Below are 12,013 nucleotides of genomic sequence, written 5' to 3' on the forward strand. Positions count from 1 at the left end.
CCAGGCCGCTGCGGTGTAGCTTGATTTGCGTGACGTACTTCGCGGACCTCACCTCGCGGCAGGTCGCGGCACTGCCGGACGACGACCGCGTCCCGGTGCTGCTGCTGCCGGTGGGCGCGATCGAGCCGCACGGCCCGCACGCGCCGCTGGGCACGGACCCGCTCATCTCCCGCGGGATGTGCGAGCGCGCGGCTTCCCGCTTGGCCGCCGACGAGGACGTCCACGTGCTGGTCCTGCCCGAGGTGCCGTACGGGGTGACGCGGTTCGCGGCCGGGTTCGCCGGCGGTGTCCACATCGGCGAAGAGACGCTGCATTCGCTGCTCGTCGACATCGGGTCCGCGCTCATCGGCCAGCGGCTCCGGCGGATCCTGCTGGTCAACAACCACTTCGAACCCGCGCACCTGGTGACGCTGCGGCGAGCCGTGGAGACGCTGAACTTCGCCTACGACGGGCGCGTCGCCCTGCTCGACCTGGTCCGGCGGCGGCACGTGGAGCGGCTGACCGAGGAATTCCGCTCGGGCGAGTGCCACGCCGGGCGGTACGAGACGTCGCTGGTGCTCGCCGACCGGCCCGAGCTGGTGGACCAGGCGCTGATGCGGACGCTGCCGCACGTTCCGGTCAGCCTCGCCGCGGCTCCTCCCGACGCCGGCTTCCTCGCCATGGGGATGCCGGACGCGTACTGCGGCAAGCCCGCGGAGGCGACCGCGGCCGAAGGCGAAGAGACGTTCTCGACGCTGACCGACCTGCTGGTGGAAGCGATCCGGGAGCTGGCCCGTGAGTGAGCCGTTCAACCTCGCCACGCACTTCCTCGACCGGCACGTGACCGAAGGCCGGGGTGACCGGACCGCCTTGTACGTCGGAGACCGGACGGTCAGCTACGCGTCGCTGACCGCCTTGGCCAACCGCGCCGGCAACGTCCTGCTCGACGCGGGTGTCCGAAAAGGACAGCGGGTGCTGCTGGCGTTGAGCGACGGCGAGGAGTTCGTCGCGGCCTGGTACGGCGCCCAGAAGATCGGCGCGGTCACCGCCGAGGTCTACCCGTTCCTGCAGCCCAAGGACTACGCGTACTACCTCGGCTACACCGAAGCCGTGGCGGTGCTCGCGGACGCCGTCACACTGCCCGCGCTGCGCGAGGCCGGTGCGACGGGGTTGCTCGTCACCGGCGTGCCCGAAGCCCAGCTGCGCCCCGGCGAGCGTCCGTTCAGGACTTTGGTCGACTCCGCATCGGACGCATTGGAAGCCGCGCCGACCACTCTGGACGACGTCGGCATCTGGAAGTTCACCACCGGCAGCACCGGCGCGCCCAAGGCGTGCGTGCACACCCTGCGCAGTCCTCTCGAAAGCTTCGAGCGGTACGCGGTGCAGGTGCTCGGCCTGCGCGAGGACGACCGGGTCCTGGCCGTGCCCAAGCTGTTCTTCGGCTACGCGCGCGACCTGGTGGCGCTGTTCCCGTTCGGCGTCGGCGCCGCGGGGATCGCGTTCCCGGAGCGCAGCACGGCGGACCTGATGTTCGGGCTGATCGCCCGGTACCGGCCGACCGTGCTGGTCAACGTGCCGACGATGATGAGCGCGATGGTCGCCCACCCGGCCGCGGCGGAGCAGGACCTGAGCTGCCTGCGGATGGCGACGTCGGCGGGCGAGGCGCTGCCCCCGGAACTGCACCGGAAGTGGGACGCGGCCTTCGGGGTGCCGGTGGTGGACGGGATCGGCTCGTCGGAGGCGTACCACATCTACCTGTCGAACCGCCCGGGCGCCGCGCGCGCCGGCACGCTCGGCACACCCGTTCCCGGCTACACCGCGCAGGTCGTCGACGAACTCGGGCAACCCTTGCCGGACGGCGAAATCGGGCCGCTGCGCGTGACCGGGCCGACCATCGCGCTGGAGTACTTCGGCGACCCGGAGAAGTCGGCGCGGACGTTCGACGGCGACACGCTGACCTCCGGCGACCTGTTCAGCCGCTCCTCGGACGGGTACTTCCGCCACCACGGCCGCGCGGACGCGCTGCTCAAGGTCGGCGGGGTCTTCGTCGCGCCCGGCGAGATCGAGGACTGCCTGCTCGGCCACCCGGCGGTGGTGGACTGCGCGGTGGTCGGCCACGAGGTCGACGGCCTGGTCGTGCCGCGCGCGTACGTCGTGGTGCGTTCCGCGGTGTCGGCCGATGAGCTCAAGACGCACGCGAAAGCCCACCTGGCCAAGCACAAGTACCCCCGCGAGGTGGTCTTCATGACGGAACTCCCCCGCACGGCCAACGGAAAGCTCGACCGGCGCGCCCTGGCGGTCCGCCCGTGAGCCGCCTGGTGGTGGTCACCGGCGGCACCCGCGGCATCGGCGCGGCGATCGCCGACCGGTTCCGGTCGGCCGGTGACACGGTGCTGGCGCCGGGCCGCGCGGAGTGCGATGTCACCTCCGAGGAAGCCGTGGCCGCGTATTTCGCGTCGGCGGGCCCGGTCGACGTGCTGGTCAACAACGCCGGGATCTCCTCCAGCGCCCCGGTTTCCCGGACTTCGCTGGCCGAGTGGCGTTCGCAGTTCGAGGTGAACGCGACCGGGGCGTTCCTGTGCACGCGCGCGGTACTGGACGGCATGCGTTCGCGCGACAGCGGCCGGATCGTCACGGTGGCGTCGACGGCCTCGCACGTCGGTTACCGCTACACGGCCGGGTATACCGCGTCGAAGCACGCGGCGGTGGGCTTCATGCGCGCGGTGGCGGCGGAGCTGACCGGCACCGGCGTCACGGCGAACGCGGTGTGCCCGGCGTTCGTCCGCACCGACATGACGGCGACTTCGGTGGAGCGGATCGTCTCGCGGTCCGGACGGTCCACTGCGGAGGCGGAAGCGGCACTGGCGGCGGCGTCCCCGCTCGGCCGGCTGCTGGAGCCGTCGGAAGTGGCGTTCGCAGTGTCCTTTTTGGCGGCCCCGGAAGCCGCCGCGATCAACGGCCAGACCCTCGTACTCGACGGCGGAGGAATCCAGTCATGAGCCCGTTCCGCGCAACTGCCCCGCTGACGAAGGAGTGGGAGCACTTCGGCTTCACGGTGGCCGACGGGGTGGCCACCGTGACGTTCACGCGTCCGGAGAAGCTGAACGCGCTGACGTTCGACGTGTACGCGGATCTGCGGGACCTGGTCATCGAGCTCCCGCAGCACGAGGACGTCCGGGTGCTGGTGATCACCGGTGAGGGCCGCGGGTTCTGTTCGGGCGGCGACGTCGAGGAGATCATCGGCGAGCTGCAGAAGTTCGAGACGGCGGAGCTGCTGGAGTTCACCCGGATGACCGGCGCGGTGGTGAAGGCCCTGCGCGAGTGCCCGCTCCCGGTGATCGCGGCGGTCAACGGGGTGGCGGCCGGGGCGGGTTCGGTGATCGCGCTGGCCAGCGACTTCCGGTTGCTGGCGGAGTCGGCGAAGTTCGCGTTCCTCTTCACGAAGGTGGGCTTGGCCGGCGCGGACATGGGGTCGGCGTACCTGCTGCCGCGGCTCGTCGGCCTGGGCCGGGCGACGGAGCTGCTGATGCTGGGCGACAAGGTTTCGGCGTCACGGGCTGCGGAGATCGGCCTGGCTTCGCAGGTGGTTCCGGACGCTTCGCTGGCTTCTACGGCCGCCGCTCTGGCCCGGCGGCTGGCTGACGGACCCGCCCTGGCGTACGCGACGACCAAGGTGTTGCTGACCCGCGAACTCGACATGGACCTGGGCAGCGCGATCGAGCTGGAGGCGATCACGCAGGCCCTGCTGATGACGGCGAAGGACCACAAGGAGTTCTATGCGGCCTGGTCCGCGGGGCGGGAGCCCCGCTGGACCGGCCGCTGACCGTCCGGTCCGCCGCGTCAGGGCACCACTTCGGCGAGGCCGATCAGGTTGCCCTCGCTGTCGCGGAACCACGCGGCCCGCTCGCCGCTGCCCTTGCTCGGGTAGTTGCCGCGGATGTCCATGATCCCGCCGCGCATGCCTTCGTACTCCTCGAACACCACCCCGCGCTCGCGCAGCACCGCGACCGTCGATTCGAGGTCGTCGACGTAGAAACCGGCCTGCGTGAACGAACCGTCGGAAACCCCTGCCGAGGCGTACAGGCAGAAGACGCCCGACGCGCCTTCGTACCGCAGGCCGCCTTCGCGTTCCTCGACGGCCTCGAGCCCGAGCTTCTCGGCGTACCAGCGCCGGGCGCGGGCGAGGTCCTGGGTGGGGAGGCGGGTTTCGATCCGGACGTTGCTCAGCATCATCCGATGGTAGGCGTCACCGCGATCGCCGACTCCTCCAAAGAGCCGAAATACAGCCGTCCGCGCCACTCGCGCACACCCACCAGCATGTGGAAGCCGGGGATTTCGCCCCGCAGCTCGCGCACCACCGTCCCGTCCGCCGCCACCCCCAGCACGCCGACCTCTCGCCCCGGCGAGGGCTGCAGCGACGTCGGCAGCCGCCGGACACCCGCCCGCACGAACGCCGGGAGCCGGCGCACCACGTCCAGCGCCGCCACCTTCGGCGACGCCTGGGTGATCCAGATCAGCCCGTCCGTGCCCGTCGAAATATTGTCCGGGAAGCCCTGCAGGCCGTCGACGAAGACGTCGGTCCGGCCGTCGTCGAGCCACACCCGCGACACGCGGCACGCGCCGGTCTCCGCGACCGCCACGAACGATTCGTCCGGCGCCAGTGCGACGCCGTTCGCGAACTGGAGGCCGTCGACGAGCAGGTCGATCGAGCCGTCCGGGGACCGGCGCAGCAGCCGGCCGCCCGCCGTCTGCTCGATCAGGTCGTCGCGCCAGTTGTCGATGCCGAAGCGGCGGGAGGAATCCGTGAAGTAGACCGTCCCGTCGGAGGCCACCGCCGCGTTGTTGCAGAACACGAAGTCCAGGCCCAGGGCGGAAGTCGCCAAGGTGGACACCGCACCGCCCGCCAGCGGGAGCACCAGCAGCCCGGCCCGCGCGTCGCAGATCAGCAGCTCGTCTTCGCCGTACAGCTCCAGCCCGAGCGGGCGCCCGCCGGTGTCGGCGATGACGTCGATGCGCTGCCCGTCGGGCGACAGGCGCAGGATCCGGCCGTCGTCGACGCCGGTGTAGATCCGGCCCTCGGCGTCGACGACGACGTCCTCCGGGCCGTGGCCGTTCACCGGGTACAGCGTGACCTCGCCGAACTGCATCGAGCCTCCTACCGGTAGGTGAGCAACGCGGCCGCGTCCGCCTCGAAGTGCGGGTGCTCGTTGAACGACAGCAGCGTGACGCCGCCGCGGCCGGACACCAGCTTGGTGATCCCGCCGTTGACCGTGACGCGGTTGAGCTTGAGCAGCCCGGCTTCCGGGGTGCCCATGAGCAGGCCGCAGATCGTGGCGATGACGCCGCCGGAGGTGAACACCACCGCGTGCTCGCCCTTGCCCAGCGACGCCACCAGGTCGGCCAGTGCTTCGCGGCACCGCGCGAGGAACGCCGGCCACGTCTCGGCGCACGGCCCGCCGTCACCGGCCGACGTCCACGCCGTCAGGGCCGCGTCCAAGACGCCCTGGTAGGCCCGCGAATCTTCTTGGGGCGCCCCGCCGGCGTGGTGGCGCGCGATGTCGACGTGGTCGTACTCGTTCCAGCGCGGGTCCTCGGTCACCGGGACGTCGCTGCCGAGCACCTTCAGCGCCGTGGCCGCGGTGTCGCGCTGCCGGGCCAGCGAACCGGACCGGACCTGGTTGAAGACCACGTTGCGCCGCAGCAGTTCCGCACCGACCACAGTGGACTGCTCGAAGCCGCGCGGGGACAGCGCGTCGTAGTCGGCCGCGCCGAAGGACGCCTGGCCGTGCCGGACCAGGTAGATCGCGCCCACTACGCGCTCCCCTTCGCGAGGATTTCGCGGCAGCGCCAGTCCAGGTAGTTGACGAACTGCCAGAAGTCCTTGAACGCCGGGTTGCGGGTGGCGCCGTCGCGGTAACGGCGGTACAGCTGCTGCAGCACCGCGGCGAGCCGGAACAGGCCGTAGACCTCGTAGAACCGCCAGTCACCGACCTCGAGCCCGGTATTCTCGGCGTAGCGCGCGACGAACTCCTCGCGGGTGAACATGCCGGGCAGGTGGGTCGGCTGGCGGCGGCTCGTGTGCATGACGTCGTCGTCGCCGGCCTCGACCCAGTAGGCGAGCATGCTGCCCAGCTCCATCAGCGGGTCGCCGAGCGTGGCCATCTCCCAGTCGAGGACACCCGTGATGTTCAGCGTCGACGGGCCGTCCAGGACCAGGTTGTCGAGCCGGTAGTCGTTGTGGATCAAGCAGATCTTGACTTCACCGGGCTGGTTCGCGGCCAGCCAGGCGCGCACCTCGGCGAAGTCGCCGACGTTGTCCGTGCGCGCCGCCACGTACCGCTCCGACCAGCCGCGGATCTGCCGCTCGACGTACCCGGCGCCCTTGCCGAGGTCGGCCAGCCCGGCCTTCTCCACGTCGACGGCGTGCAGGTCGACCAGCCGGTCGACGACCTTGCCGGACAACTCGCGGGCCTGGCCGGCGGTCAGCGTCATGCCCGGCGGGAGGTCGCCGCGCAGGATCAGGCCGTCGAGCTTCTCCATGACGTAGAAGTCGCCGCCGAGCACGGCCGGGTCGTCGCCGAAGGCCACCATCCGCGGCACGTACGGGAACACCGGCTTCAGCGCGTGCTGCACGCGGTACTCACGCCGCATGTCGTGCGCCGACGCCGCTTTGTGCCCGGCGGGCGGGCGGCGCAGGATCAGCTCGCGGTCCGGGTAGGTCAGCAGGTACGTCAGGTTGGACGCGCCGCCGGGGAACTGCCGGACGTGCGGCGGTTCGCCCCCGAGGCCCTCGACCTTCGCGCTGAGCCAGGCGTGCACCGCGGCGACGTCGAAGGTGTCCTCCGCGCGGACCTCGACCGGGGCGTTCACGCGAACTTCCGCAGCAGCGCGGCCGGCACCACGCGCATGACGGCGCTCAGCGGCACCCACGGCCACGCCGGGACGTAGGCGCGGCGCGGCTCGGCCTCGATCGCCTTGGCCAGCGCCCGGGCGCCGGTGTCCGCTTTGGCCAGCAACGGGTTCCGGCCGATCCGGTCGTTCATCTCCGACTCGATGTAGCCGGGCCGGACGTCGGTGACGGCGATGCCCCGGCGCTTCAGCTCGATCCGGGTGCCGTCGACGAACGCCGAGATCCCGGCCTTCGACGCGGCGTACGCGGTGAGCTTGCCCGGGAAGGGCCGGAGCGCGCTGAACGAGGAGATGACGGCGAGGTGGCCGGCGCCCTGCTCGCGGAAGATCCCGGCAGCGGCCTCGATCTGGGCGGCGGCCGCGACGAAGTTGACCTCGAGGGTCTGGCGGTTGGCGTCGAACCGGCCGGTGCCGACCCGCTGCCCCTTCCCGAGCCCGGCGTTCACAATCACCCGGTCGAGGGACCCGAGTTCGGCGCGGAACTCCTCGAAGACGGCGAACACGCGGTCGTGGTCGGTGACGTCCAGGGTGCGCGTGACGACCTTGATCCCCGGGTGCGCCGCGGTCAGCTCGGCGGCCAGCTTCTCGAGCCGTTCCGTGCGCCGCGCGCACAACGCCAGGTTGCGCCCTCTCGCGGCGAACTGACGGGCCATGCCTTCGCCCAACCCGCTGCTGGCGCCGGTGATGAGGATGTTCTGCCGGAGGACCATGCTCGGATGCTACCCGGTGGTAACAAGACCGGTGGCCCGGCGCTGGGGGCGTCGCCGGGCCACCGGTCATCGCGCGGTCACCTCGGCCGGTCGCACAACTCGGCCGGGTGAACCGGAGCCGGAACCGCTCACGCGGCCGGTCGCACCTGCGCCCGGGTGGGCCGTGAGGGGGAGGCGGTGCCACCGGCGCAGGCAAGTCATACAAGCGCGTCGGCCCAGGCCGGGGCAATGGTTCACAGTTGCCAGTACTAGCCCGTTCGCCCGAGTGGGCCCCACCGGGACCGGGGTGGCGGCCCGGCCGAAGAGGGGGGCCGAGACCGCGCGGAAAACTGCTAACGTGCTCCGTGTCGGGGATCGTCGGGGGACGGCATGGGGCGGGTCGGGATTTCAGCGATGGCGGGCAGCACGGTGGGTGACGGCCAGGAGAGCGGGCGCACCGAATTCGCCATCCGGCTGCGCGCGGCCATCGCCACCAGCGGGTTGTCGCTCGACCGGATCCAGGCGCGGCTGCGGGCCCGCGGCGTCGTCGTCAGCGTCACCGCCCTCAGCTATTGGCAGTCGGGCAAGCGCCAGCCGGAGCGGCAAAGCTCGCTCTCGGCCGTCCGCACGCTCGAAGAAATCCTCGACGTCCCCGCCGGATCGCTGCTCGGGCTGCTGCCCCCGCCCCGGCCCCGAGGCGGCGCCGGGAAGCGCCACGCCGGCGGCGAGCCGCTGTCGTTCCCGCGTCAGGTGCTGCAGCCGCTGCTGGAGAAGGTCGGGGCGCCGCACGCGCTCGACCGCCAGCAGCCGCTGAAGATGGTCGGGCTGCACGACCTGTGCGAGATCGCCGCCGACGGCGGACAGCGGGCAGTGACCGCGCGGGCCGTGTTCCAGGCCGCCGCGGACGGCCAGGACCGCTGGCTGCTGGTGTACACCCAGGACGACCCGGCGGCGGGCGTCCCCGAGCTGCACGCCGTGCGCAACTGCCGCATCGGCCGCGCCGAGACCGACGAAGCGCACGGCCTGCTCGTCACCGAACTGCTCTTCGACCAGCCGATCAACCGGGGCGAGACGCACCTCATCGAGTACACGCTGACCAACAGCGGGCCGCCGTACCCGGAGTGCCGCAACACCCACTACCGGGAGTTCCGCCGCCCGGTGCGGGAGTACCTCCTGGAGGTCCGCTTCGCCCCGGGCACGGCGCCGGGCCACTGCTGGCAGTACTCGCGAAACGGCGCGACCGGCACGCTCGCCCGGCGGCCCCTGAAGCTCGACGGCGCGGACGGCGTCCACGCGGTGGTGTTCGACTTCGGCCCGGGCGTCTTCGGCATCGACTGGGACTGAGCCGTACCCAGCCAGTCGGCCTGCGTACCTGGACGGTCGGCCTGCGTACCTGGAGGGTCGGATGCCGTGCCTGGAGGGTCGGCTCGTCGGCCGACCCCTCCGGTACGCAAGCCGACCGCCTGGGTACGCAGGCCGACCGTTTCGGTACGGCGTCAGGGCAGGCGGGCCGCCGCGAGGGTGGCGAGTTCCGTGCGGTTCGCGATGCTGAGCTTCGCGTACACGTGCGCCAGGTGGGTCTTCACCGTGCCGCGGCTCATGAACAGCCGGGCGCCGATCTCCGGGTTCGTGCAGCCCTCGGCCGCCAGCTTCACGACCTCGAGCTCCGTCGGTGTCAGGCTGCCCCAGCCGCTCGACGGGCGGCCACGGCTGCCGCGGGCCCGGCGGACGAACGCCACCACGTCGTCCAGCTCCATCGGCGGCTCGGCGGTCACCAGGCCGAGCGCGTCCAGCTCCGCCTGCGCGGACGGACGGCGAGGCACTCGCAGCTCCGCCCGGGCCTGCGAAGCCGACCCGAGGACGCGAGCGGCGTCGGCCTCGCGGCCGGTGCGCGCGAACAGCGTCGTCAAAGCGTCGAGACTGGCCAGGACGCCCAGCCGGAGGCCGTGGTCGAGGCGCAGGGTGAGGGCTTCGTGGTGCAGCTCGGCGGCCTGCTCCGGCTCCGCGAGGTACCCCTGCTGGTCCAAGGCCTCGGCCAGCGGCGACGGCAGCGACCAGCGGCGGGTCAGCTCGACGGCGGTGGCCAGCACCTCCGCGGCCTCGTCCACCCGCCCGAGCGCGCGCAACAGAGCGCCGCGTTCGGGCAGCCCCTGCGCGGCCATGTACGTCCCGGGCACGGCTTCGCGCTCGAACCAGCGCAACGCCTCTTCGGCCTCGCCTCGCCGCCAATGCAGCTCGCCCAGCACGCCGGCCATGCCGGGGACGAAGACGTCCCCCGCCGTCTCGACCAGCCGCAGGAACGGCTCCATCACCCGGAACGCGGCGTCGACGTCCCCGGCCAGGCCATGCACCCGGGCCAGCTGGCACAGGGTCGTGTTGACCCGGTGGAAGTCTCCGAGCGGCGCGGCGACGTCGACGGCGTGCGAGGCGAGTTCGCGCGCCCGCGGCAGGTCCGCCGCGGCCAGCGCACTCGCCGACTGCACACTGAGGACGGTCGAGGCGAGCCCGCGGTCACCGCGCCGGAGCAGGCCCTCGGCCGCTTCGGCCAGCAGCGGTGCCGCTTCGCCGTGGCGGTCGCGGATGGTGTGGATGATTCCGCGCAGCATCAACGCGCTGTCCCGCGCGAAGCCGTCGGCTTCCTTCCCGGCTTCGACGGCGAGGTCCCACGCCGTGTCCAAGTCCGTGTACAGGTGCCCCAACGCGGTCAGGGACAGGCATCGCGCACGCAGGTCCGCTTCGCCGAGCTCGGTGGCGAGTTCCAGGCCCTGCCGCGCGGCTTCGACGTCGAACGGTGCCGTCGTGTCCGCGATCAGGCCCATCCCGGTCAGCAGCCGGGCCTGCAGCAGTGTCCGGTCGTCCGGGCACCGGGCCACCGCGCGCTTGAGGTAGGCCAGGCCCTCGTGGCCGCGGCCGTGCAGGTTCCACAACCACGCGACGGCGGCGGCGAGCCGGCGGCCCCGCGCGGGATCTTCCTGCGCCAGCCCCCATTCCAGGGCCGCGCGCAGGTTGTCGCGCTCGGGCTGCACCCGGGCGCGCCAGGCGTCCTTGTCCCGGTCGAGCTCGGGCTCGGCGGCTTCGGCCAGCGCCAGGTAGTGGTCGAGGTGCCGGTCGCGGAACGCGGCGGTCTCCCCCGCCTCGGCCAGCCGCGCCGCCGCGTACTCGCGGAGCGTCTCCAACAGCCGGTAGCGGCCGTCTTCAGCCAATACCAAAGACTTGTCGACGAGCCGGCCGAGTGCGGGCAGCACGGCCGGGCCACCCGCTGCGTCCAAGGTGAACCCGCCGGCGAACACCGCGAGCCGCCGGAACACCGCCCGGTCGCGCTCGTCGAGCTGGTCGTGGCTCCACGCGATCGAGCCTTCGAGGGTTCGCTGCCGCGCCGGCACCCCGCGCGGACCGCGGGTGAGCAGGGCGAACCGGTCCTCGAGACCGGCGTCGATCTGGTGCGGGGTCAGGGTTCCGAGCCACGCCGCGGCCAGCTCGACGGCCAAGGGGATGCCGTCGAGCCGGGTGCAGATCGACCGGACGGCGGCCGCGCTGGAGGCGTCGAGGGTGAACAGCGGCCGGACCGCGCCCGCGCGCTCGACGAACAGCGCGACGGCCTCCTCGACGGCCAGCGGCGGCACTCGCCACACCGTCTCCCCCGGCACGTCCAGTGGCTCCCGGCTGGTCGTCAGCACGGCGGCTTCGGGGCAGGACCGCAGCAGCTCGACCGCGATTTCGGCGGCACCGTCGAGGACGTGCTCGCAGTTGTCGAGGCAGAGCAGCACGCGGCGGTCGCGCAGTTCCGTCGCGACCGAGCGGGCCGCGCCGGCCCGGGGCTCCACCGGCACGCCGAGCGTCGCGGCGACCTGCTCGGCGACCTCGGTGACGGCGTCGAGCTCCACCCACCAGACGCCGTCGGGCCAGTCGGTGCTCGCGGCGACCTGGGCAGCGAGCCGCGTCTTGCCGCTGCCGCCGGGCCCGGAGAGGGTCACCAGGCGCGTCCCGGCCAGCAGCCGCCGGACCTCGGCGACTTCGGTGTCGCGGCCGACGAACCCGGTCAGCTGGACCGGGAGGTTGTTCGGGACGGCGTCGAGCGAGCGCAGCGGCCCCGGTGTCTCGCCGAGCTCGAAGACGCGCTCGGGCGCGGTGAGGTCCGGCAGGCGGTGGACGCCGAGGTCGTGCAGCGTGACGGCGTCCCCGAGGGCCGCCGCGGTGCGGGCCGACACGAGGATCCGGCCGCCTTCGGCCAGCGCGCGCAGCTGGGCGCAGCGGCGGACGGCGGGGCCGGTGGGCGTGCCGTCGTCGCGCATCAGCACGTCGCCGGTGTGCACGGCCGCCGGGCCGGTGGTCAGCGCCGCGAGCGCCTCACCGGGGGTCGCGAAGACGACCGGGGCGGCGTCGGCGGCGCAGACGATCGTGACCGTGCCGGCCGGGAGCAGTTTCGTCGCAGTCAT

At 72.6% G+C, this 12,013-nt stretch carries 11 protein-coding genes; 5 read left to right on the forward strand and 6 right to left on the reverse strand.

Annotation, left to right across the window (positions count from 1 at the left end):
• Positions 1–29: 29 nt before the first annotated feature.
• From IE317_RS24440 to IE317_RS24455, 4 genes are read left to right on the forward strand one after another with little or no spacing between them, the layout of a single operon-like run.
• Positions 30–782: a creatininase family protein gene (locus tag IE317_RS24440; protein WP_191313668.1), complete on the forward strand. Its 753-nt coding sequence runs from the start codon at positions 30–32 to the stop codon at positions 780–782.
• A complete protein-coding gene (locus IE317_RS24445; protein WP_191313669.1) occupies positions 775–2,289 on the forward strand; it encodes a benzoate-CoA ligase family protein in 1,515 nt (504 codons plus the stop codon). Before IE317_RS24440 ends, IE317_RS24445 begins: the two co-directional genes overlap by 8 nt.
• Entirely contained in the window at positions 2,286–2,978 is a 693-nt protein-coding gene (locus IE317_RS24450) for an SDR family NAD(P)-dependent oxidoreductase (protein WP_191313670.1), read from the forward strand. The genes IE317_RS24445 and IE317_RS24450 overlap by 4 nt, the downstream gene beginning before the upstream one ends.
• A complete protein-coding gene (locus tag IE317_RS24455) occupies positions 2,975–3,802 on the forward strand; it encodes an enoyl-CoA hydratase family protein (RefSeq protein ID WP_191313671.1) in 828 nt (275 codons plus the stop codon). Before IE317_RS24450 ends, IE317_RS24455 begins: the two co-directional genes overlap by 4 nt.
• Before the next feature lie 17 nt (positions 3,803–3,819).
• Here IE317_RS24455 and IE317_RS24460 read toward each other — a convergent pair whose 3' ends face one another.
• The 5 genes from IE317_RS24460 to IE317_RS24480 are packed head-to-tail and all read right to left on the reverse strand — an operon-like array spanning position 3,820 to position 7,598.
• Complete coding sequence (locus IE317_RS24460) at positions 3,820–4,209, reverse strand: VOC family protein (protein ID WP_229902894.1); 390 nt, start codon at positions 4,207–4,209, stop codon at positions 3,820–3,822.
• On the reverse strand, positions 4,209–5,126 hold the full coding sequence (locus IE317_RS24465; protein ID WP_191313673.1) for an SMP-30/gluconolactonase/LRE family protein: 918 nt from the start codon (positions 5,124–5,126) through the stop codon (positions 4,209–4,211). The genes IE317_RS24460 and IE317_RS24465 overlap by 1 nt, the downstream gene beginning before the upstream one ends.
• Positions 5,127–5,134: 8 nt before the next feature.
• Positions 5,135–5,791 carry a histidine phosphatase family protein gene (locus IE317_RS24470; RefSeq protein ID WP_191313674.1) on the reverse strand — a complete coding sequence of 219 codons (657 nt, stop codon included), beginning with the start codon at positions 5,789–5,791 and terminating at the stop codon, positions 5,135–5,137.
• Complete coding sequence (locus tag IE317_RS24475) at positions 5,791–6,849, reverse strand: phosphotransferase family protein (RefSeq protein ID WP_191313675.1); 1,059 nt, start codon at positions 6,847–6,849, stop codon at positions 5,791–5,793. The genes IE317_RS24470 and IE317_RS24475 overlap by 1 nt, the downstream gene beginning before the upstream one ends.
• The gene (locus IE317_RS24480; protein WP_191313676.1) at positions 6,846–7,598 is read right to left on the reverse strand and encodes an SDR family oxidoreductase; all 753 of its coding nucleotides are present in this window, start codon (positions 7,596–7,598) and stop codon (positions 6,846–6,848) included. The genes IE317_RS24475 and IE317_RS24480 overlap by 4 nt, the downstream gene beginning before the upstream one ends.
• 393 nt (positions 7,599–7,991) lie before the next feature.
• On the opposite strand from IE317_RS24480, the gene IE317_RS24485 reads away from it, so the two are divergent.
• A complete protein-coding gene (locus tag IE317_RS24485) occupies positions 7,992–8,921 on the forward strand; it encodes a hypothetical protein (protein ID WP_191313677.1) in 930 nt (309 codons plus the stop codon).
• Between the two features lie 152 nt (positions 8,922–9,073).
• Here the strand turns inward: IE317_RS24485 and IE317_RS24490 are convergent, their stop codons facing one another.
• A complete protein-coding gene (locus IE317_RS24490) occupies positions 9,074–12,013 on the reverse strand; it encodes a helix-turn-helix transcriptional regulator (protein WP_191313678.1) in 2,940 nt (979 codons plus the stop codon).

Source organism: Amycolatopsis bullii (assembly GCF_014654205.1).
GTDB classification, from domain to species: domain Bacteria; phylum Actinomycetota; class Actinomycetes; order Mycobacteriales; family Pseudonocardiaceae; genus Amycolatopsis; species Amycolatopsis plumensis.